Here is a 21324-nt window from a genome sequence, read left to right on the forward strand (position 1 = left end):
CGATTCGATAGCATGGACAGATCCTTCAGGAGTTCAACATGCCGTTTTTTGTTTCAGACACCATTGCCTCTGCGTCACGCTCCCGGGGTTTGACCCTCATTGCGGCTTTGCTGGCCGTGTGTGCCAGCAGCAGCGCCCTGGCCCAAGCCTGGCCGCAGCGCCCCATCAAAGTCGTCATTCCTTTTCCACCCGGCGGGCCCACTGATCTGGTCATGCGCACAGCGACCGAAAAAATCCAGACCATCCTCAAGCAACCCGTCGTGATCGAGAACCAGCCCGGGGCCGGTGGCAACATCGGTGCGGCCACCGTGGCACGTGCCGCGCCCGATGGCTACACCTTTTTGTTCGCGACCGACACGCTGCTCACCGTCAACCCGCATGTCTACAAATCCATGCCCTTCAAGCTTGACGACTTGAAGCCCATCAGCGTGCTGTCTTCGTTCAGCCAAACCCTGGTGTGCAACCCTTCGCTGGGTGTCAAAACAGTGTCCGAGCTGATCGCCAAATCCAAAACCATGCCCTTGAGCTATGCCTCGGGCGGCGCGGGTGTGCCGGGGCACTTGTCCACCGAATTGCTGCTGAGCATGACCGGCATGCAGATGACGCACATCCCCTACAAAGGCCCGGCCCCCGCGATGCAGGACGTGCTGGCCAATCAGGTGCCATGCGGTTTGCTGGCCGGGCCCACGGTGCTGCCGCATGTGCGCTCGGGCAAGTTGACAGCGCTGGCGGTGTCGGGCCATGCTCGCTCGCCCTCTTTGCCCGAAGTGCCCACCATGGACGAAGCCGGGGTGAAAGGCTACGAGGCCGACTTCAGCCTGATTTTGATGGCCCCCAAACAAGTGCCCGATGACATCGTGGCCAAATTTCGCCAAGCGGTGGTCGACGCACTGCGGGCCCCAGAAGCCACGGAGCGGCTCAAGGCATCCGACCAGATCGTGATCGGCAGCACGCCGGAGCAGGCGGTCGTCAAAGTGGCCAAGGACTTTGCCAAATGGGGCGCAGTGTCGCGCAAGATCGGTTTGAGTCTGGACTGACACCAGCGCAGCCCCAAAATGACAAGCCCGACCGGCGAGCCGGTCGGGCCGATGGGTCGTCACGAGAGGATCGTCCCAGGGGTTGCCCAAAAGAAGCTTCATCGTTCTGGTGGGCGGGGTGCATGAATGCACCCCAGAGGATGCTTCGATCGGTTTCCCGATGTCAGCGATGCCACTTTACGCCCACCGGGCGATGGGGGTCAAGGCACTGTTACATCTTTTGCAGGGGCTCCACAGCGACTTCGGCAGACCGGTCCTCCATTGCACTTTTCCCCGTCCCTCCCAGCCCTTTGCCGCACGGTCACAATCGGTCGCATGAAACGCCTTTACGCCTATTTTTTTCGCGGTCTGATCAGCTTTTTGCCTGTCGGCCTGACGGTTTACGTGCTCTACCTGTTTGTCATCTGGGTGGAGGGCTCGGCCATGCGCGTGTTGCGCCCATTCACGGGCGAATTTTATCTGCCGGGTCTGGGCATCGTGCTTGGCACGGTATTGATTTTGGTGCTGGGTTTTCTGGTCTCGCAGCCCTTCATGACCCGCATGCTCAGCTGGGTGGAGCTGCCCTTCACCAACTTGCCGCTGGTCAAAAGCATTTACTCCTCGCTCAAAAGTTTTGCCGATTACTTTTCACCACACGAGCGCGATGCGCAGCAGGTGGTGCTGTTGAAAAAACCGGACAGCGAGCTGTCCATCATCGGCCTGGTCACGCGCCAGAACCTGAGCGAGCTGCCGTTGGATGCGCAGACCCGCCAAAACGTGGCGGTCTACCTGCCCATGGGCTACATGATCGGCGGCTACACCGTGTTTGTGCCACGCGAATGGGTGCAGGTGCTGGACATGTCGGTGGAAGAGGCCATGCGTTCATCGTTGACGGCCTGGATGGGCAGCACAAAAACTCCGTCCGATCCCGCGTGACAGCTTGCCAGGCGCTGCGCCTTAAACTGCGCATTCCCCTTGTTTGGAAGATCTGCCATGACCTTGCCCCCACCCGCACTTGAGCATGTTTGCGACCTGGCCGTGACCATCGCCCCCCCTGTGGAAGTCGGCCACACACCCGCGGGCCTGCGCCGCATGATCCCGATCACGGGCGGCACCGTGACCGGCTCCCGCTTGAATGGCAAAGTGATGGCGGGCGGCGCGGACTTTCAGCTGATTTTGGGCGGCGGCACGCAGGCGCACCTGGACGCCCGCTATGTGATCGAACTGGATGACGGCTGCCGCGTGTTTGTGCAAAACACCGCGCTGCGTGTGGCCTCGCTGGAGAATTCCCAGCGCATCATGAACGGCCAACCGGTCAACCCCGAAGAAATCTATTTCCGCTGCCAGCCCAAGCTGGAAGCGACCGCGTCCCAATGGGCTTGGCTGAGCGAAAGCCAGTTCATCGGCACCGGGCGGCGTACGCCAGACGGCGTGTATTTGAGTTTTTACCGGGTGCTGTGATCACAGGGGCAAGCCCGTACCCTGCTTGACCTCGCGCAACACGATGCTAGAGCGCACATGCGCCACCGCAGGCAACTTGAACAAAGTGCGCATCAAAAACTGCTCGTACTGCTCAATGTCGGTGGCCATGATCATCAGCACATAGTCGGACTGGCCGGTGGTGGAGTAGCAGCGCACAATGTGTGGTGTGGCCTGCACCGCCGCCTCGAATTCGGCCACGGTTTTGTCAGTGTGCTGGGCCAGGTTGATCTCGGCCATCACCATCAAATTGAGGCCCACCTTCTTGCGGTCCACCTGCACGGTGTAGCCGGTGATGACCCCTTGTGCTTCCATTTCCTTGATGCGTTTCCAGCAGGGCGTGGTGGACAGACCCACCCGCTCGGAGATCTGCTGGACGGTCATGCGCGAGTCTTCTTGCAAGGCTTCGAGGATTTTGAGGCTGTAGGCGTCGTTCATTCTCCAATTTTATTCAAATGAAGAATTTCATTCTTCCAATGCCCGATATAAAGGTCTGAATAAGGTATTTATTCGCTGATGCGAGGTCTATTCTTACTCTCTCACCCAGGAGATACACATGCCCCCCACCAGCCAGACCACCAAGCCAACGCCCGCGCTGCGCGACTACCAACTCCAGGACAACATCTGGGCCACACACGGTGTGGTGTTTCTGTCGGGCACGCAGGCCCTGGTGCGCCTGATGTGGATGCAGCGCCAGCTCGATGAGCGCCAGCAGTGGAATACCCGGGGCTTCATCAGCGGCTACCGTGGCTCACCGCTGGGCATGGTGGACCAGGTGATCTGGAAACAGGGCGAGAAATTCAAGAATGCGGGCATCGAGTTCGTGCCCGCGATCAACGAAGAGCTGGGTGCCACACAGGTGCTGGGCACGCAGCGGGTGGAGTCCGACCCTGAACGCACGGTCGATGGCGTGTTTGGCCTGTGGTACGGCAAGGGCCCGGGCGTGGACCGCGCAGGCGATGCGCTCAAGCACGGCAACGCCTACGGCTCGTCACCCCATGGCGGTGTGCTGGTGGTGGCGGGCGATGACCACGGCTGCGTGTCGTCCTCCATGCCGCACCAAAGTGACCAGGTGTTCCAGTCTTGGCACATGCCAGTGGTCTCGCCCGCCGATGTGTCTGAGCTGGTGAGCTTTGGCCTGTATGGCTTTGCGCTCTCGCGTTACTCGGGGGCCTGGGTGGGCATGACCGCGCTGTCAGAGGTGGTGGAAAGCAGCGCCACGGTAGATCTGGACGGGATCCATGCACAGACCGACACCTGGAAAACCCCGCAGGAGGTGAAGAACCTCACCGAACACCAGCCCCCACCCGATGGCCTGCACTACCGCTGGCCCGACCTGCCCTCCTTGCGCATCGAGTCGCGCCTGCAGGACAAACTGGCCGCTGTGGCCGCATTTGCCCAGGTCAACAGCATTGACCGCACCGTGATCGACAGCCCGCAGGCCCAAATTGGCATCGTCACTGCGGGCAAGGCCCACCATGACCTGATGGAGGTGTTTCGCAGGTTGGGCCTGAGCGCAGCGGCGCTGGCCAACGCCGGTGTTCGGGTGCTCAAACTGGGCCTGACTTTCCCCGTCGATGCGCCGCGCCTGCAGGGCTTTGCACAAGGCCTGCGCGAGCTGCTGGTGATCGAGGAAAAAGCCCCCATCGTGGAGCAACAGCTGCGCGACCTTTTCTACAACGCCCCGGTGCGTCCAACCATCGTCGGCAAGCGCAACACCCAAGGTCAGGCCCTGCTGTCGGCAATGGGTGAGTTGCGCCCTTCGCGCCTGATCGTGCAAGTGGCGCAGTGGCTGCAGCAACACACGGGTGAAGCGCTGAACATTCCGCACCTAAAAGTGCACGATTTCGTGCCCGCCGAGATGCTGAGCAATGCCAGCGATGCGGTCAAGCGCCTGCCGTATTTTTGCGCGGGCTGCCCACACAACACCTCCACCAAGGTGCCTGAGGGCTCCACCGCCCGTGCCGGCATCGGCTGCCATTTCATGGCCAACTGGATGGAGCGCGACACCGCCGGCCTGATCCAGATGGGTGGCGAAGGCGTGGACTGGGTCTCGCACTCGCGCTTCACGCGCACACCCCATGTGTTCCAGAACCTGGGCGACGGCACCTACTACCACTCGGGCTACCTCGCGATCCGGCAGGCCGTGGCGGCCAAGGCCCGCATCACCTACAAAATTTTGTTCAACGACGCGGTGGCCATGACGGGCGGGCAACCGGTCGATGGCGTGATCAGCGTGGACGCCATCGCTCGCCAGGTCGAGAGCGAAGGCGTGTTGGCGCTGGCCATCGTGAGCGATGACATCGCCAAATTCAACGCGATCAAAAACCGCTTTCCGGCCATTGCCACCTTCCACCCCCGCGAAGAGCTGGACACGGTGCAGCGCCGCTTGCGCGAGGTGACGGGCGTGTCGGTGCTGATTTACGAGCAGACCTGCGCCGCCGAAAAACGCCGCCGCCGCAAGAAGGGCGAGATGGTCGAGCCCGCACGCAGTCTGATGATCCATGAAGGCGTGTGTGAAGGCTGTGGCGATTGCGGTGTGCAAAGCAACTGTGTGGCCGTGCTGCCGCAAGAGACGACTTGGGGCCGAAAACGCAAGATCGACCAGACCCAGTGCAACAAGGACTATTCGTGCGCCAACGGCTTTTGTCCCAGCTTTGTGAGCGTGACCGGCGGACAACTTCTCCGCAAGAGGGGTGCAACGCCGCAAGCGCGCGCGCAGCTCATGGCACAAGCAGCTCGCTTGCCCGACACCCACCCGCGCAGCAAAGACAGCCCCTGGGATCTGCTGATCACCGGCGTGGGCGGCACCGGTGTGGTCACGGTGGGCGCGGTGATCGCCATGGCCGCGCACCTGGAAGGCCAGCAGGCCAGTGTGCTCGACTTCATGGGCTTTGCCCAAAAAGGCGGCTCGGTGCTGAGCTTTGTGCGCATTGCGCCCACGCAGCAGCTGCTCAACCAGGTGCGCATTGACACCCAACAAGCCGATGCGGTGTTGGCTTGCGACGCGGTGGTGGCCGCTTCGCCCGAGGCCTTGCAAACCATTCGCCACGGCCGCACCCGCGTGCTGGTGAACGTGCACAAAACCCCGGTGGCCGACGCGGTACGTGACCCCGATGCGCAGTTGCAAACCGACTTGCTGGTCGAAAAGATGCGCTTTTCTGCCGGTGACGCGCAGGTCGAAACCTTTGACGCACAAGCGCTGGCCGAGCAGGTGCTGGGCGACACGCTGGCCTCGAACATCCTGGCCCTGGGCTATGCCTGGCAGCGCGGCCTGGTGCCGGTGGGTCTGGCGGCGCTGGAGCAGGCGATTCGGTTGAACAATGTGGCAGTCGAGTCGAATCTGCTGGCGTTCACGGTGGGGCGACTGGTCGCTGGCCAACCCGACGCCCTGAACGTACTAGCCGCGCTCGACGCAGCGCCCTCCCAGTTCGCGCCTTTCATCGCGCAAGCGGCTGAACAGCTGGCCACTTACCAGAATGCTGCTTGGGCACAGCGTTTTGTTCGCTTGATGAACGAGGTGCAAAGCGCCGCCCAGGCCGCCGCCTGGCCCGATGACACCTTGGCACTGACCGTGGCACGCAGCCTGCACAAGCTGATGAGCTACAAGGACGAGTACGAGGTGGCCCGGCTGTTCAGCGATACGGCGTTTCAAGCCCAACTGGATGCCCAGTTTGAAGGCGACTACCAGCTGGACTTCCACATGTCGCCGCCTGCGCTGTTCAAAGCAGCGCCCGGTCAAACGCCGCGCAAAGTCAAGCTGAGCGGCCGCTGGATGCGCCCTGCGCTGCAACTGCTGGCCAAGGGCAAGGCCCTGCGCGGCACGGCCCTCGACCTGTTTGGTCGCAGTGCCGAACGGCGCATGGAGCGCGACTTGATCGAACAGTACGAAAGCCGCGTGCGCGAGCTGTTGGTGAACCTGCTGCCCACGCTGGAGGTCGCACAACGGCCAGCGCTGCTCGACCTGCTGGCCTTGCCGCTGTCGATGCGCGGTTTTGGCCATGTGAAGCTGCGCAACGTGCAGGCCGCGCAGCAGCGCGAAGCCTGGCTGCTGCACCGCTTGCTGCCCACTCAATACGCCCGCCCCGAAGACAAGCGCTCAACCGGTCACTGGCGCGGCATCGCGGTGGTCAAGGCGTCGTGACACGGCTCACCTGCAAACCACGTCACGCAGCCTGGTCAACGTCTTGGTACCGGACCAGTTACCGGGTATGACAGCAGGCTTCATGATGGACTGGTCTCAGACTGATGCCGCCACGCTCTGAGCGGCCAGAAAAGCCACCGCCGCCGCGACACCATCGGTGCCAAAAGGAATCTTTTGCACCGTCATGGCCGCTTCAATGCCGGCCAACGCCCCCAAGATCATGGGCTCGTTCATGTCGCCCAAGTGGCCAATGCGAAATACCCGCCCAGCCAGTGGCCCCAAGCCTCCGGCCATGGCCACCTGAAAGCGCTCGCGCGCCACCGTGCGCAAAGCCTCGGGGTCGATGCCCGGGGCCACCTCGATGGCGGTGACCGAGGCCGAACGCGTCTCGGGCTGACGGGCATGAAAGCGCATGGCCCCCGGCAACGCCCAGCGCTCGACCGCCGCGTGCACCGCACCGGCCAGGCGCTGGTGCCGTGCCCACACATTGGGCAAACCTTCCTCTTCGAGCAAGGCGATGGCCATCTCCAGCCCAGCGATGTGGGCCAGCGGCGGCGTGCCACAAAACTTGGCCGACTGGTTGTCGCTGTCGCGGCGTTGCCAGTCCCAGTAAAAACGCGGCTCGGCATGGCGGGCTGACCATTCCATGGCTTTGGCGTTCACGGCCACAAAGCCCAAACCGGGCGGCATCATCAGACCTTTTTGCGAGCTGCCCAAGGCAACGTCCACGCCCAACGCGTCCATGTCAAACGGGCTGGCGGCCAGCGAGGCCACCACGTCCACCACATACAGCGCCGGGTGCGACGCCGCATCGATGGCGCGGCGCACCGCCTCCAGGTCGCTGGTCACGCCGCTGGCCGTGTCGGTGTGCACCACCAGCACGGCGCTGATGCGGTGGCTTGTGTCTTCGCGTAGGGCTTGCTCGATCGCAGCCACATCAAAGGGGTGGCCCTCTTGGTAGGGTGTGCGCTGCAAAGCGATGCCCAGCCCCTCGATCTGGATCGCCCATTGGTCCGAAAAATGGCCCGAACCGGCCAGCAGCAAGGTGTGCTGCGGCGACGCCAGGTTGGCCGCTGCCGACTCCCACATGCCGTGGCCGTTGCTGGCAAACAGGAACACCTCAGAGCGCGGGCTGTGCAAGAGCCTCTTCATGCCGCTTTCACATGCCGCAATCATGGCCGCCACCCGGGGGTCGGACAAATCGGTCATGGGCCGCTGCATGGCGTGCATGACCTCGTCGGGCACATGGGTCGGACCCGGCGAATGTACAAACCGGATGCCGGGGATTCGGGGAGTGGACGGTGAAAAACGGTTCATGCCATGCCTGCGGGTCGGTGAAACAAGATTTCAGTTTAAAGCGACGCGTGGCGCACCGCTGTGTCCTGCGCGATAGCACCAGACTTTAGACAAAACAGGCGCTTGCCAGCGCCAGTGCCCGCAACGGCATTTCAAGCAAACCGCGCCGGTCGATAGGGTGCCGGGTCCAGCAAGGTGTTTTCAGCACTGACCATCTCGGCCAGCAGCCGCCCGGCGACTGGCCCCAGCGTGAAGCCCTGGTGCGCGTGGCCAAAGTTGAACCACAGGCCCCGGTGGCGCGGCGCGGGCCCCATCACGGGCAGCATGTCGGCGGTGCAGGGGCGTGCGCCCAGCCAGGGCGGCTCGGGCAAAGGCTTGCCCAAATCCACCAACTCGCGCGCCAGCGCTTCGGCCTTGGCCAGTTGCACCGGGGTGGGCGGGGCATCGATGGGCGCAAATTCAGCACCCGTGGTCAAGCGCAGGCCGCGCTGCATGGGGGCCAGCACATAGCCGCGTTCGACATCGAGCACCGGCTGCCGCAATGGGGCGGGCGAGGTGTAGTGCTGGTGGTAACCACGCTTGATGAACAGCGGAAAGCGGTAACCCAGTGTGCGGATCAGGCCGTCGGCCCAAGGTCCCAGCGCCAGCACCGCCTGCTGGGCCGCCACACGGCCCTCGGTGGTCTGCACCGACCAGCCCGCGCCTTGCGGCTGCAAGCTGGCGGCATCGCCCGTCAACAAGCGTCCGCCACGGGCCACAAACAGCTCTGCATAACGCTGCACCAAAGCGCCGGGATCGTTCACCGCCCAGGAATCCAGCCAATGCAAGGCCCCCGCCAATGGCACGCGCAAGGCGGGCTCGGCCTGCGCCAGCCGGGCCGTGTTTTCGGCCTGCGAGCGCACGCCCAAACGGGTGCGCAAACGGTCAGCCCGCTGCGCCGCCTTGTCAAAGGCCTCGGCCGTGCGGTACACAAAACGGAAACCTTCACGCGCCACCAGATCCTGCGCACCCGCAGCGGCGATCAACAGGTCGTGCTCATCGGTGGCGTGGGCGATCAGGCGGCTGTAACCCTCGGCGGCGCGGGCATGGGGCTGGTGGTGCGAGTTTTTGTAATACGCCCACAGCGATCCGGCCATCTGCCACAGGCCCCGCGCATGCCAGTGCACCTCGGCCCCGCGCCCTAAGGCAGCATTGAGCAAAAAGCCAGCCTCACGCGGAAAAGCATAGGGCTCGACCGCCTCGCGCTGGATCAGGCCGGCGTTGCCCAACGAGGTCTCTTGGCCTGGTACGCGCCGGTCTACCAGCACCACATCGAAGCCCCGCTGTTGCAAATGCAGGGCGGTACAGGTGCCGACCATGCCAGCGCCGAGAACAAGGATGGAAGAAGCCATGGTGTTGAGAAAGTGTTCAATTGCCCATGAGGCGCTGATGCGCTTGGTGAAGGTCAAATTCAGAATGCTCAGTATAGGGGTCAGACCCTTTGAAGTTTGAAGCTAAAGACCTGCAGCACCGTGCAGCTGTCGAGCTGCTTCATGAAGCCTCTTTCAGGACAAGACGCCCTGGTCACCGCCCGGGTGCTGCGGGCGGGCAAAGCCATGGCCTTTGGCGAAATCGACCCGGCCGAGTTGCTCTAGAGGGCGCGGCACTACTCGGAACAGATGGACCACGCCACATGGTGTGTCACGGATGGTGCAGCCGTGGCCACCACATCTGGAGGGACCGTCGTGCGCATCGACTCCGTTTCTTGCTTGCGGGGCGGAGACTTCAGTTGAAACCTGCGCTCTGACGATGTTCAGACGGAACGCCTGCTGCGTCATCGCCCAGTACCGTTTTTTTTCCAGGACATGGTTTGGCTGCGGCCATCTGACCTTGCTGCCTTGCTTCCGCCTGGCATCGACCGAACCATGCTGCGCCAGACGTTCAGGACGCCTCGACAGCGCGCGCGGCGCGTGTGGTCTGCACATAGCCACGGCCGCAGAGCAGCATCAATCCAGCGGCCAACAAAAGGGCGGTGGTGGATGTGGCCGTCATCGCCAACATCAGGCCGTCAGGACGCGGCTTCAGGGCGTCGGAGATGGCACCCACGACGGCCGGGCTGAGCGAACCCAGGACCATGTTGAACATGATGATCAGCGAGATAAGGCGCGCACGCAGCGGCGCCGGGGTCATCTCTTGCAGGGCCGTCGGAAACACCATCGTGCCGGCCATCAGGAAGGTGTGATGCAGGGCCATCAGTGTGAACAGCTCCACCGGCGTTCTCGCCAAGTAAAGCGTTGCGGCAAAAACGCCGCTGGCTGCTGCAGCGAAGGCCAGAACCCGTACGGGCAACATCGGGCCCAATCGCGGGGCCAGCCACTTCATGCCCACATTGGCAATCAACAGCCCGAGTCCCGCTGACACGAACGTGGCGATGCCCATTGCATTGCCCAGTTCCAGCGACGACACGCCCATCTGGCGCATGGCCACCACGGGGATGAAAGCGCCGGTGGCGCCAAAGCCGAACACCAGCAAACCCACCGACAACATGAAGGTGGCAAACGAGAAGCGCTGGCTGCGCAAAAACGGCCAGACAGACGGCTGTTTGGCTTGCACAGCTGTCGGGGCGCCCGGCTGCGGTAGAGCCAGCGCTCGCTTGTTGATGGGCAGCAACAGGATCATCGGCACGAACAGGATGCCCGGAAGCGCCGTGGCAAAGAAGGCCAGCCGCCAGGTCGGCAAGGCTTGTAGAACGTCGGGCAGCAACGGCCGCCAGAGGTCAATCGCGTGGATCATCCACCCGCACATCGCGATGACGAGGCCAACCACCAAGCGTCCGGTGACGATGAACAAGGAGTTGGCCAGCTGCCGCTGGCCGCCGCGAAATAGCTCGGGAATCAAGGCATAGGCAATAGGCAGCAAGCCGGCCTCGGCGGCACCCACTAAGGCGCTGGTGAAAAACAGTTCGTTGAAGTCGCGCGCCAGGCCGCAGGCGCCAACGGCCAGACTCCAGGTGGCGATGCAGCCGGCCAACACCGTGCGGCGGTCAAAGCGGTCGGACAACCACGCAATGGGGTAGCCGACCACGGCCGCGAACAAGGCCACGCTGACCCCTTGCAACAGGCCAAACTGCAGGTCTGTCAGCCCCAGTGCCTTGCGCAAGGGCTCGGCCTGCAATCCGAAGATCTGCCGGTCCATGTAGGTGTACAGACCCAGCGCGATCAGCACCAGCAAGCTGACCCACGCGCCCGTCGGTGCCCGTTCGGATGCCTTGCTTTCGGGCGGCGTCAAGGCGGCCTCAGTTTGAACGGCCATGGCGTTGCTCCAGTTGTGTACGTAGTGCGTTGTCCGACAGGGGTTCACCGGTGGCGTGCTGCATCATGGCGTCCAGATCGTGGCGTGCACCTTGCTGCCAGATGCGCGGCGCCAGCCAGTTGCCGAGCGCCCCCTGGGCTTGCAGGTCGGGCACGTCACGGCGCAAGGCAGCGAAGCACTGCGCCGCCACCATGGCGCCCAGAAGATAGGCCGGGAAGTAGCCGAACATGCCTTGCACCCAGTGCGGGTCTTGCAAGGGGCCCTGGCTGAACGGCGCTGGTGGGTCCACGCCCAGCAGCCGCTGAAGATGCTCGTTCCACCATGCAGGCACGTCGTCGACCTCGATTTGGCCTTCGACCAGCGCCTGCTCAATCTGCACACGCATGATGACATGCAGTGGGTAAGTCAACTCGTCGGCCGCTACGCGGATGGGGCCGGGCCGGATGCGTTTCAGCAGCCGCGCCAGGTTGTCAGGCTCGAACGCGGGTTGCGAACCGAAGGCCTGGCGCAGCAGTGGCGTCAGCAACTGGCAGAAGGCGGGCTCTGGTGCCAGTTGGCGCTCGAAGATCAAAGCCTGGCCTTCATGCAGTGCGGCCGAGTGGGGCCCTGCCAGCGGCTGGCCCAGCCAAGCCCGTGGCAGGTTCTGTTGGTAGCGCGAATGTCCCGTTTCGTGGATCGTGCCGATCAGGCCGGGCAGGAAATTGGTCTCGTCGAAACGCGTGGCCATGCGCACGTCTTCAGGCACGCCACCGGTGAAAGGGTGCTGCGTGGTGTCCAGGCGGCCGGCATCGAAGTCGAAGCCCAGCAAGGCCATCACCTGTTCGCACAGCCGTTTTTGCGCTGCAGCCGGAAAGGGGCCGACGGGCTCCAACGGCGGCGGCGAATTGGCTTGCGCAACCAAGGCATGTTCCACAAGCGGCGGCAGCCAGCCCTGAACTTGCCCAAATAAGGCGTTCACCCGGGCCATGCGCAGGCCCGGCTCCCAACGCTCCAGCAAGGCGTCCATGGGCTGCAGACCCAAGGCATCGCCCAGCCGCGCGGCCGATTCGCGCGTCACGGCCACCACCGGTGCCCAGGCGGCGGCAAAGTTGTCCCAGTTGTCGTCCTGCCGGGCGCGGCCCCAGGCCTGCATGGCCGCGCCGGTGACGAGTTCACGGCGCTCGGCCAGGGTCGCCGGAATCGCGGCTTCGATGCGGCGCGCCTGGCGCATGCGCGCGAAGTTCAACGCCGCATCGCCCAGCAAGGGCTCGTGAGCAGCGGCTTCGAACTGCTGGGCGAGGGTGGGATCGGCCTGCAACTGCTTGATCAACACGGTCAAAGCCGCCTGCGCGGCCGCGCGAGCTGGCCCGCCCGCGGGCGGCATGTGGGTCATGCGGTCCCAGGTGGCGATGGCCTGCAGATGCTCCAGGTCATGCACGCGTCGGTGGTGTGCCACCAGGGCGTCGTAGGCAGGCGACTTGCTCATTCAGACCTCTCGTCAGTCGGATTGCGGCAGCAGGTCGGCTATCGCCGAAAAGCGAAGCGCACCCCGCGCGCGATGCCTGCGGGCGGCACCATGTTGTGGTCGTCGCCCTCGTGGACCACGGTCTCCACATGCAAGCCGGGCGACGCGAGCGCTGCGAGCCTGGCCCCGAGTTCGACCGTGTTAGGCACCATGCGGCATTCTTCGTTCATGTCGCGAAAGTCTTGCTCGGTGGCGGGCAGGCCAGGGACAAAGCGAAACGTGGACTCCAGCGCGCCCACCGTGATCAGCGCACGCGCTTTGACTTGGCCCGACCGGACTCGGTCACTGAAGGCGGTCTCGTGTGCCAACACTGCACGGTCGTTGTACCAAATGGATGGGCTGATGGCCACGAACTGCTGGAACATCGCGGTGTGCCGGAATAGCGCATGCAAGGTGGTGAGGCCGCCCAGCGAATGACCCATCAGCACCTGGTCCTGCTGGTTGATGGCCACCATGGCCTCGACACGCGGCTTGACCTCTTCCTCGATCACGCGAAAGTAGTTGTCCATGCCGCCCCAACCTTCGGACGGCCGGGGCATCTTCGCAATGAAACCCTTCTGCAAACGCTCTTCGGAGATCGGCGTCGTCAGGTCGATCATGCGCAGTTCCAGCGCGGTGCTGACGCTGTCGGTGGGGTAGCCGATGCCAACCACGACAGGGTCGATCACGTCCGGCCAGCAGGCCTGGATACGGGCTGTGTCGACCGCGATGCCGAAGTGCAGGTTGCCGTCGATCAGGTAAACGACTGCATGGCCTTCCGGCGGCGTCGGCCGCCGCGTGGGGATGGAGACAAAAAGCCGGTAGGCACGGCCGTTGACCTTGGATGTGAAGTCGATGACCCGGGCATTGAGGGCCATCTCGGCGCTGGGTGCGGATGTCGCGGTTGTTTCCATGATGAGCGTCCAGTTGAGGGTATATATCGAGGAGCGAGCTGGCTCGACCAGGTCAGCCCCAAAGGGCCGGCTGAGGTGGCTGCACAACACCTTGGCCGAAGGTCATGGCGTGGGTGCGGTCGCCCACCTGAAGCAAGGGCCCATCGAGGTCCGCCCAGCGGGCCAGCTGAGCCACCAGGAAGGCCGGCGCCATGCCCAGTGAGGTGCCACACATGTTGCCCACCATCAGGTCGAATCCATGCGCACGCGCCTCATTCGCCAAGGCCAGTGCCTCGGTGAAGCCGCCGCACTTGTCGAGCTTGATGTTGATGGCCTGGTAGCGGTCATGCAGGGCCGGCAGCGAGGAGCGGTCGGTGCAGGACTCATCGGCGCAGATCGGGATCGGTGAGTGCAGGCCAGCCAGCGCATCGTCCGCACCCCGCGGCAGTGGCTGCTCAATCAGCTCGACACCGGCTGCGATCAAATCGGTCATCAGATCGGCCAGCAAGCCGGCCGTCCAGGCTTGATTGGCATCGATCACGATGCGGGCTTCGGGCAGCTCGTCGCGCACGATGTGCAGGAGGTCCAGATGGCGCTGCGCGTCAACCTTCAGCTTGATCAGCGGCAGGCCGCGGGCCGCGCGCGCCCGGCGCCGCACCTCTTCGTGGCTTCCCAGGCCGAGGGTGAACGCCGTGACCACGGGCCTGGGCTGCGGCAGGCCGGCCAAGGCCCACACGGGCAGACCGCGCTGCTTGGCGCGCAGATCCCACAGCGCGCAGTCGACCGCGTTGCGGGCGCCGCCGGCAGGCAACAGGTTCAGCAGGTCTTTGCCGCTCAGGTCGTCACGCAAGAGCGTCGCGACCGCATCGATCTGGGCCGCCATCGATGCCGGCGTCTCGCCGTCGTAATCGACACCAGCAGCTTCGGCCCGACCCGTGTGGCCGCTACCGTCGGTCAGGCTGACCGAGATCAGGGGCAGCTCATGCATCACCTCGCGCGAGATCTCAAAAGGCTCGCGCAGCTGCCAGCGCTCCAGCAGGACCTCTACGCGCAAAGTCATGCCAGCAGGGCCCTGGCAATCGCGTCCACACCGCCGCGCATCGGGTCACACACCGGCAGGCCCAGTTCGTCTGCAACCGCATGGCGATATCGGGCCCAAGCCGTGTCGTCGAGCGAGGAGGAGTTGATGGCAACGCCCACGCAACGTACCGATGGATTCGTCAGCTGCGCGGCCTCGACGTAGCGGCGGATCGCCTCCTGCAGGCTCGGCAGCGGGATGTGAGGATAGTCCTCGATGGTGGTGCGCGAAGGATCGTGACACAGCACGATCGCGTCGGGCTGCGAGCCGTGCAACAGGCCCAAGGTCACGCCAGCATAGGCAGGATGGAACAGCGCTCCCTGGCCCTCGATCACGTCCCAATGGTCAGTTGTGTTATCAGGCGACAGCAACTCGGCCGCGCCTGAAATGAAGTCGGCCACGACGGCGTCGATGGCAATGCCTTCGCCGGCAATCATGATGCCGGTCTGGCCGCTGGCCCGGAAGCTGGCCTTAGCACCAAGTGCCTGGAGTGCCCGTGCCAGGGCCAGTGCGGTGTACTTCTTGCCCAGCGCGCAATCGGTGCCTACGGTCAGCACACGCCAGCCGCTGCGCTTGCGGCCCGTGCCGGTAGGCAAGGGCAGGTCGGAGTGGCGCACATTCACCAACCGCGCACCGCTGCGTGCCGCTGCTGCGGCCAGGGCCGGGCAACTTTCCAGGCGCGTGTGCATGCCACTGACGATGTCCAGACCCGCGTCCAAGGCCTGCACCAAGGCAGGCACCCAGGCCGGCGGGAGTTGCCCGCCGACCGGTGCCACCCCAATCAACATGGAGCCGGCTCCCCGCTCCGCCCCTTCTTCAGGCGTGACCACGGGCAGACCCAGGCTCACAGTAGCTTGCGGCAAGGCCCACTCGCCGATCACGTCAGCCGGACACCAATCGCGTAATCCGAAGCCGGTCTTGGCGTCTGACTTTAGCGTGACGTCGCCAAGAAAGAGGAGATAAGGTTTCCGCAGGTTTTGCATGCGGTGGATAATATATCATCCACTGTGTTTTGTAAAGCCGACCTCCGTCGGCTTTGCGCGGCGGCGCCGATGGTGTTTACAGGGGTGGCGTGTTAGCGCTGACCACCACGGCCTCGTCATCGCCGACGTTGCGAAAGCGATGGGGCAGGCGGCTCGAAAACAGGTAGCCGTCACCGGCCCCGAGCACCTTTGCGACACCGCCGACCGTGACTTCGACCTGCCCCTGGATGACAACGCCACCCTCTTCACCTTCGTGACTGTACGGCTGCGCGGCCGTTTCGGCGCCTGGTGCATAGCGCTCCAGAAGAATCTGCAGGGGCCGGCCTGTGAGGTTGCGCCCAACTTGCAGCAAGGAGATGCCGCCGGCTCCCACGTCGAGCAGTTCATCGCGTCGAAAGAAGACCTGCGTCTCGATGTCCGGATCGAGAGAGAAAAACTCGGACAGCATCATCGGCAGACTGTCCAGGATCTTGCGCAACGATCCCACCGATGGCGAGATCGTTTCTTTCTCGATACAGCCGATGGTGCCGTGATTGAGGCCCGCGCGGCGTGCGAGTTCGCGCTGCGACAGGCCGTGCAGCTCCCGAACGTAGCGCAGTCGCGCGCCGACTCCGGCCGAAGGCTCACCGTTGGCCTGCGTTGCCCCAAGAACTTCGGGCGCGCTGGATTCGACAGCGGGTGCTGCCTTGGCGGGCGTCGATTTCTTGCGTGGTTTGGCGCTTGGAGTCGTCTTGGTCTTCATGGGGAGGTTGCGCTCCAAAGTGGAATTGTTATTTTAACGACCAGTCGAGCGTGCTTGTCGCGGCTGCGACCGATGGCTAAAATACTGAACAGATTGTCGAATTACCCTATGTCCGAAATATCACCTCTGCCCGCAGCTCTGGCCGCAACCCTGACCGAGAGTGCGCGCGAATTCGGGATTCCCGGCCTGGCAGTGTGCCTGCTGGCGCCCGGGCGTCGGAGCGTCTTCACCACCGGCGTCGAAGTCACAGGTTCCGAACGCCCCGTGACCGGCAGCACCTGGTTTTCGGTCGCGTCCCTGGGAAAGCATGTCACCGCCTGCGCCGTGCTGGATCTGGCGCAGGCCGGCTCACTGGATCTGGAAGCGCCGATTGGTCGCTACCTTGCCGATGTGCCGGCTGCCTGGGCGCAGCGCCCTGTGCTCTCCCTGTTGCGCCACACCAGTGGGCTGCCCGAATACCTGGCCTATACCGAGGCCGAGACAGTGCCCGAGCGGCGCGACGAGTTCATGCGCAGCTACGGCGCCATGGCTACAGTCTTTGAGCACGACGCAGGCTGGATCTACACCAATACCAACTACATTCTGCTCGGCTTCCTGATCGCGCAACTTGCCGGGCGCCCGTACGCCGCGGCGCTGCAGGCGCTGTTCGACCGGGCCGGCTGTGTAGGCGCCACGGTAGCCAGCCCACAGTGGACCCGGGACGCCAACGCACTGGGCCTTGGCATCGCGGGCCGCGACGCGGCCAGTGCCCGGCGCGAGGTGATTGGTGACGGCGACATCTCCTTCACCGCGCAAGGCGCGCTGGACTGGATGCAGGCCTTGTTGGGCGGCCGGTTGCTGTCGGCGGCGAGCATGGCCACAATGTTCTCGCCCGCGTTGCTGCACACCTCGCGGCCATCGCCCTATGGGTGTGGCTGGTTCGTCGACATGCTGCGCGGCTCCGTCATCGGTCACCATGGGGGCCACTACGATGGCTGGACCGCAATGGCCTGCCTAGCGCCGGCTCAGGGCTGCGGCGTAGTGGTCATGTGCAACCTGGCACCTGGCAACACCCGCGCGGTGAGACATCTGGCGCAGCTGGCGCTGGAGGGCTATGTGCCCGGCAGCACGCCCTTGTCGCTGCTGCCCATCCCAGATGACGCGCCGGCCCTCACCGCCATGGCCAGGGCGCAACTGTTTCGCAACGGTTCCGCGCTGGACCCAGGCTGTTTTGCGGAAGAACTGTTGCATGTGGTGGCCCACGGCAGTGCGGTGCGCAACGTCATCAACCTGTGGGCCGGCGTCGAGCCACTGGGCTTCGAACTCGTGGAACAGTTGCAGCAACCGACGCACAGGTTGCGGCGCTACCGCGTCCGGTACGCCGATCGTGTCGAGCACCTGCTGGTGGGGACCACGCCGGAGAACAGGATCTACTGGGCTTGGCCGCTCTGATTGGCCAGCGCACGGCGCACCAACTGCGCCAGGGTGGCCACGCCCTGCGCGATGCGCTCAGCAGGCTCCGTGACGAAGGACAGCCGGAGCGCGTGATGCATGGGGGTGGTTGCGAAGAACGCGACGCCCGGCACGAAGCTCACCCCTTGCTCAATGGCCAGCGGCAGCAGCCTGGCGGCGTCGATCTGCCGGGGCAACGTCAACCAGAAGAACATGCCGCCTTGCGGGACCTGCCAGGTGGCGAGATCGCGCATGTGCGTGTGCAATGCCTGTGCCATGGCATCGCGGCCGAGGCGATAGCGCGCGCGCACGTCGTCCAGGTGGGTATCGAGCATGCCGGTGTGCAGCAGGTCAACCACCAGGTGCTGCGCAAACATCCCGCTGTGCAGATCAGCCGCCTGCTTGGCCTGCACGAGTAGGTCGTACACAGGCGCTGGCGCCACTGCATACCCGAGGCGCAAACCCGGCGCCAGAATCTTGGAGAACGAGCCTAGGTAGACCGTGCCCTGCGGCCAATGTGCAGCCACCGGTGCAGGCGGTGCCCGGTCGAACCACAGATCGCCGTAAGGGTCGTCCTCGATCAGCGGCAGCCCCAGTGCTTGAGCCTGAGCGGCAATCTGCACGCGCCGCGCCTGCGGAATGCAACGCCCTGTGGGGTTCTGGAAGTTGGGCAACAGGTACAGCGCCCTGGCGTCGGCCACTTCATGCAGGCGTTCGGGCAGTGGCCCGGCTTCGTCGCAGGCGACCTCCACGGCGTCCGCCTCATACGGTGCAAAGGCCTGCAGCGCACCCAGGTAGGTGGGTGACTCGACCGCAACTTGGGTGCCTCCTTCGAGCAACAGCTTGGCAACCAGGTCCAGCCCCTGCTGGGATCCGCTGGTGATCAGCACTTGTGCGGCATGGATGGCCAGGCCACGCTGGAGCAAGCGCTGCGCTACCCATTCGCGCAGCGCGGGTAACCCTTCCGTGGTGCCGTACTGCAGTGCTTCGCGAGGTGTCTGGGCCAGGACGCGCTGCGACGCTTCGCGCAGGGGCTCGGCCGGAAAGCCGTCGGCCGATGGCAAGCCGCCGCCGAGTGACACCAGGCCCGGGCGACCCATGAGCTTCATCAGCTCGCGAATCATCGAGGGCGTCAATCGACTCGTGCGCTGGGCCAACCTGAAGGCTGTCGGGTTCATGTCTGAAGCTTCTTGTTGTCTATTAAATACACCATCAATGCACCAGAAGAGCGAAGCGACAGCTCTTTTTTCAGAAGGATGACGCAACCAGATCCGTATTTTATCGGTTGACGGATATTATATTATCCAATAGCATGACGCCTATCAACCAACCAACCAAGGACTGGATCACATGAACACAAGAACGATGAAATACCAGCTGACGCCGATTGCCGCCCTGTTGGCCGCATTGCCGTTGATGGCGCAACCCACCACCGACGACGCAACGCGATTGCAGACGGTGGAGGTCACTGCGTCCAAACGAAGTCAAATGCTGATAGATGTGCCCTACTCGATCACCGCCATCGGCGCCAGCGAGATCACCGACCGCGGCGTCACCGATATCCAGCAAATGCAGTCGGTGGTGCCGTCGCTGTTCATCAACCAGAACGCGCCGGGCGCCAGCCGCATCCAGTTGCGCGGGCTGTCACAAGGCGTGGGCTACGGTGCTGCGCTGGTGGGCACCTACCTCGACGAGATTTCATTGAACATGCCGGACGCCCAGCGCTCGCTCGATGTGCCCTTGGTGGACATGGCGCGCATCGAGGTGCTGCGTGGCCCGCAGGGCACGCTTTATGGCGATGGCTCGATGGGCGGCACCATCCGCTTCATCACGCGCTCACCGCGCCTGGACAAGTTCGAGGGAAGCGTCGAAACTGGCTTCAGCCAACTGAGCGGCGGCCAGACCGGTTGGCGGACCAATGGCGTGTTGAACGTGCCGCTGTCGACGGGTGTCGCCGGCATTCGACTGGTGGCCGGGCATGAGGATCTGCCGGGCTGGGTGGACAACAGCGTGACTGGTGCCAAGGACATCAACAGCGCCAAGCGCGACTTCCTGCGCGGCAAGCTTCTGCTCAGGCCGGCTTCGAATGTCGACGTGAGCGCGATGTTCTTCCATACGCAAACCGACACCAAAAACAGTTCAGGCTCGAACGCCGAGCGCACCATCGCTTCGTTCATCCCGTCTCCGACCAAGGACAAGACCGACCTGTTCAACCTGGTGGTGAACGCCGACCTGGGCAGCGTGCGGCTGGTCAGCTCCACCGGCTACCTGGACCGCAAGATCGACACCACGGCAGAATTTACGGCCGTTTACGCCGGCGCGCCCTTCAGGGCGCTGGTCATGCCCAAGCCCACCTCCGGGGCTGCCTATCGGCAAGATATGTCGCAAAAAATCACGACACAGGAGCTGCGCCTGGAGTCGGACGACAAGGGGCCGTTGAGCTGGACCGCCGGTGTCTACTACCGCAAGACCGACACGCACGCCGTCACCTCGGACGTGTGGACTGATTCCACGTTACGTCTGCAGGGTGGCTTCGATGGCACCGGCCCCACCAACGTCACCCAGACGGCCCTGTTCGGCGAGCTGACCTATGCCTTGTCGCCTCAGTTGTCACTGACCGGCGGCCTGCGCTCGTTCAAGGAGAAGGCAGAGAACGTCGGCTCCAAGCTGCCGTCTGGCTTTGCGCCCCCAGGCACACCTTCGACACTCTACAACGATCAAGCGGAGTTCAGCGCCACGACGCCCCGACTGAACATGCTGTGGCGCTATTCGCCCAAGAACGCGCTCTATGCAACCGCCTCCAAGGGCTTTCGCAGCGGCGGCTTCAATTCGACGGCAACGCCGCGCAACTACGGCCCCGAGGACATCGTCAACTTCGAGATCGGCAACCGCGGGTCTTTGTTCGGCGACATGCTGCAGTACGAGGTGGCCGCGTATCAGAGCAAGTACAACAACGTGCAGGCACAGGACCTGGCTCCCGGTTGCACGCCCGCAACATGTCGGGCACTCACGGTCAACACCGGCAAGGCCTCCGGCCCCGGCCTGGACATCACGCTGTCGGCCGCACTGACCAAGTCCTTGACGCTCGACGTGGCGCTGGGGTACTCGAACCTCACCTACGACGTGAAGACCTCTGAACGCAACCAGGGCGATCCGTTGAACTTTGTTCCCGAGAAGACGGCCTCAGTCTCGCTGCACCAGCGCTTCAGCTGGGCCAAGGGCATGCCCGGCATGTTCCGCCTCGACTACCAGCACTCGGATCCCGTGAAGTTCATCGTTCGCAATCAAGGCGTCAACGTCAGCAGCAACAGCATCGACACGGTGAACGCACGCATAGGGTTGGAGATGCCCACCTGGCAGGTCTACCTGGAAGGAAAGAACCTCACCGACTCGAACGGCGTGACGTTCCCGGGCATCTTCGGGCTGCCGGACTCCCGGATCGCACCGCGTTCGATCGGCGTGGTTGCAAAATTGCAGTTCTAAGACCA

Annotated in this window: 16 protein-coding genes; 6 read left to right on the forward strand and 10 right to left on the reverse strand. The window is 63.9% G+C overall.

Translation table 11 applies throughout. From position 1 onward, the window contains the following. Window positions 1–38: 38 nt before the first annotated feature. The 3 genes from B9Z49_RS14810 to B9Z49_RS14820 all read left to right on the forward strand — a co-directional run bounded on the left by B9Z49_RS14810 (window position 39) and on the right by B9Z49_RS14820 (window position 2477). Window positions 39–1037 (forward strand): tripartite tricarboxylate transporter substrate binding protein, encoded by a 999-nt coding sequence (locus B9Z49_RS14810; RefSeq protein ID WP_199225071.1) that lies wholly within the window; start codon window positions 39–41, stop codon window positions 1035–1037. Window positions 1038–1352: 315 nt separating this feature from the next. Beyond that, window positions 1353–1952 carry a DUF502 domain-containing protein gene (locus tag B9Z49_RS14815; RefSeq protein WP_199225072.1) on the forward strand — a complete coding sequence of 200 codons (600 nt, stop codon included), beginning with the start codon at window positions 1353–1355 and terminating at the stop codon, window positions 1950–1952. 57 nt (window positions 1953–2009) lie between these two features. After that, window positions 2010–2477 (forward strand): DUF3237 domain-containing protein, encoded by a 468-nt coding sequence (locus B9Z49_RS14820; protein WP_108354205.1) that lies wholly within the window; start codon window positions 2010–2012, stop codon window positions 2475–2477. On the opposite strand, the gene B9Z49_RS14825 is transcribed toward B9Z49_RS14820, so the two are convergent. Further along, a complete protein-coding gene (locus B9Z49_RS14825) occupies window positions 2478–2933 on the reverse strand; it encodes an Lrp/AsnC family transcriptional regulator (RefSeq protein WP_108354206.1) in 456 nt (151 codons plus the stop codon). 118 nt (window positions 2934–3051) lie between these two features. On the opposite strand from B9Z49_RS14825, the gene B9Z49_RS14830 reads away from it, so the two are divergent. Further along, window positions 3052–6639 carry an indolepyruvate ferredoxin oxidoreductase family protein gene (locus tag B9Z49_RS14830; RefSeq protein WP_108354207.1) on the forward strand — a complete coding sequence of 1196 codons (3588 nt, stop codon included), beginning with the start codon at window positions 3052–3054 and terminating at the stop codon, window positions 6637–6639. A gap of 96 nt (window positions 6640–6735) precedes the next feature. Here the strand turns inward: B9Z49_RS14830 and B9Z49_RS14835 are convergent, their stop codons facing one another. The 8 genes from B9Z49_RS14835 to B9Z49_RS14870 all read right to left on the reverse strand — a co-directional run bounded on the left by B9Z49_RS14835 (window position 6736) and on the right by B9Z49_RS14870 (window position 16405). After that, window positions 6736–7956, reverse strand: a complete 1221-nt coding sequence (locus B9Z49_RS14835) for an alanine--glyoxylate aminotransferase family protein (RefSeq protein WP_108354208.1) — start codon at window positions 7954–7956, stop codon at window positions 6736–6738. 131 nt (window positions 7957–8087) lie between these two features. Further along, window positions 8088–9326 (reverse strand): FAD-binding oxidoreductase, encoded by a 1239-nt coding sequence (locus tag B9Z49_RS14840; RefSeq protein ID WP_108354237.1) that lies wholly within the window; start codon window positions 9324–9326, stop codon window positions 8088–8090. A 529-nt stretch (window positions 9327–9855) separates the two neighbouring features. Beyond that, window positions 9856–11226 carry an MFS transporter gene (locus tag B9Z49_RS14845; RefSeq protein WP_108354209.1) on the reverse strand — a complete coding sequence of 457 codons (1371 nt, stop codon included), beginning with the start codon at window positions 11224–11226 and terminating at the stop codon, window positions 9856–9858. Then, window positions 11210–12691 carry a carboxypeptidase M32 gene (locus B9Z49_RS14850; protein WP_108354210.1) on the reverse strand — a complete coding sequence of 494 codons (1482 nt, stop codon included), beginning with the start codon at window positions 12689–12691 and terminating at the stop codon, window positions 11210–11212. Before B9Z49_RS14850 ends, B9Z49_RS14845 begins: the two co-directional genes overlap by 17 nt. 38 nt (window positions 12692–12729) lie before the next feature. Then, window positions 12730–13713 carry an alpha/beta hydrolase gene (locus B9Z49_RS14855; RefSeq protein WP_146188537.1) on the reverse strand — a complete coding sequence of 328 codons (984 nt, stop codon included), beginning with the start codon at window positions 13711–13713 and terminating at the stop codon, window positions 12730–12732. Then, a complete protein-coding gene (gene dgcA, locus B9Z49_RS14860; protein WP_199225073.1) occupies window positions 13676–14662 on the reverse strand; it encodes an N-acetyl-D-Glu racemase DgcA in 987 nt (328 codons plus the stop codon). Before dgcA ends, B9Z49_RS14855 begins: the two co-directional genes overlap by 38 nt. Next, window positions 14659–15663: a DUF1611 domain-containing protein gene (locus B9Z49_RS14865; protein WP_108354212.1), complete on the reverse strand. Its 1005-nt coding sequence runs from the start codon at window positions 15661–15663 to the stop codon at window positions 14659–14661. The genes dgcA and B9Z49_RS14865 overlap by 4 nt, the downstream gene beginning before the upstream one ends. Before the next feature lie 76 nt (window positions 15664–15739). Then, window positions 15740–16405, reverse strand: a complete 666-nt coding sequence (locus B9Z49_RS14870) for a cupin domain-containing protein (RefSeq protein ID WP_108354213.1) — start codon at window positions 16403–16405, stop codon at window positions 15740–15742. Window positions 16406–16513: 108 nt separating this feature from the next. On the opposite strand from B9Z49_RS14870, the gene B9Z49_RS14875 reads away from it, so the two are divergent. Then, window positions 16514–17836: a serine hydrolase gene (locus B9Z49_RS14875; protein ID WP_158273510.1), complete on the forward strand. Its 1323-nt coding sequence runs from the start codon at window positions 16514–16516 to the stop codon at window positions 17834–17836. Here the strand turns inward: B9Z49_RS14875 and B9Z49_RS14880 are convergent. Continuing rightward, window positions 17815–19101: a PLP-dependent aminotransferase family protein gene (locus tag B9Z49_RS14880; protein ID WP_369913614.1), complete on the reverse strand. Its 1287-nt coding sequence runs from the start codon at window positions 19099–19101 to the stop codon at window positions 17815–17817. The genes B9Z49_RS14875 and B9Z49_RS14880 overlap by 22 nt on opposite strands. Window positions 19102–19201: 100 nt before the next feature. On the opposite strand from B9Z49_RS14880, the gene B9Z49_RS14885 reads away from it, so the two are divergent. Continuing rightward, window positions 19202–21319, forward strand: a complete 2118-nt coding sequence (locus B9Z49_RS14885) for a TonB-dependent receptor (RefSeq protein ID WP_158273511.1) — start codon at window positions 19202–19204, stop codon at window positions 21317–21319. Window positions 21320–21324 lie beyond the last annotated feature (5 nt).

The organism is Limnohabitans sp. 2KL-51 (assembly GCF_003063645.1).
In the GTDB taxonomy this organism is placed as follows: Bacteria; Pseudomonadota; Gammaproteobacteria; order Burkholderiales; family Burkholderiaceae_C; genus Limnohabitans_A.

Excerpts from the sequence above, each read along its gene's own strand:
- B9Z49_RS14865 (WP_108354212.1), bottom strand. The coding sequence starts at position 15,663 with ATGCAAAACCTGCGGAAACCTTATCTCCTCTTTCTTGGCGACGTCACG.
- B9Z49_RS14830 (WP_108354207.1), top strand. The coding sequence starts at position 3,052 with ATGCCCCCCACCAGCCAGACCACCAAGCCAACGCCCGCGCTGCGCGAC.
- B9Z49_RS14815 (WP_199225072.1), top strand. The coding sequence starts at position 1,353 with ATGAAACGCCTTTACGCCTATTTTTTTCGCGGTCTGATCAGCTTTTTG.
- B9Z49_RS14885 (WP_158273511.1), top strand. The coding sequence starts at position 19,202 with ATGAAATACCAGCTGACGCCGATTGCCGCCCTGTTGGCCGCATTGCCG.
- B9Z49_RS14835 (WP_108354208.1), bottom strand. The coding sequence starts at position 7,956 with ATGAACCGTTTTTCACCGTCCACTCCCCGAATCCCCGGCATCCGGTTT.
- B9Z49_RS14875 (WP_158273510.1), top strand. The coding sequence starts at position 16,514 with ATGTCCGAAATATCACCTCTGCCCGCAGCTCTGGCCGCAACCCTGACC.
- B9Z49_RS14850 (WP_108354210.1), bottom strand. The coding sequence starts at position 12,691 with ATGAGCAAGTCGCCTGCCTACGACGCCCTGGTGGCACACCACCGACGC.
- B9Z49_RS14870 (WP_108354213.1), bottom strand. The coding sequence starts at position 16,405 with ATGAAGACCAAGACGACTCCAAGCGCCAAACCACGCAAGAAATCGACG.
- B9Z49_RS14820 (WP_108354205.1), top strand. The coding sequence starts at position 2,010 with ATGACCTTGCCCCCACCCGCACTTGAGCATGTTTGCGACCTGGCCGTG.
- dgcA (WP_199225073.1), bottom strand. The coding sequence starts at position 14,662 with ATGACTTTGCGCGTAGAGGTCCTGCTGGAGCGCTGGCAGCTGCGCGAG.
- B9Z49_RS14845 (WP_108354209.1), bottom strand. The coding sequence starts at position 11,226 with ATGGCCGTTCAAACTGAGGCCGCCTTGACGCCGCCCGAAAGCAAGGCA.
- B9Z49_RS14840 (WP_108354237.1), bottom strand. The coding sequence starts at position 9,326 with ATGGCTTCTTCCATCCTTGTTCTCGGCGCTGGCATGGTCGGCACCTGT.
- B9Z49_RS14810 (WP_199225071.1), top strand. The coding sequence starts at position 39 with ATGCCGTTTTTTGTTTCAGACACCATTGCCTCTGCGTCACGCTCCCGG.
- B9Z49_RS14825 (WP_108354206.1), bottom strand. The coding sequence starts at position 2,933 with ATGAACGACGCCTACAGCCTCAAAATCCTCGAAGCCTTGCAAGAAGAC.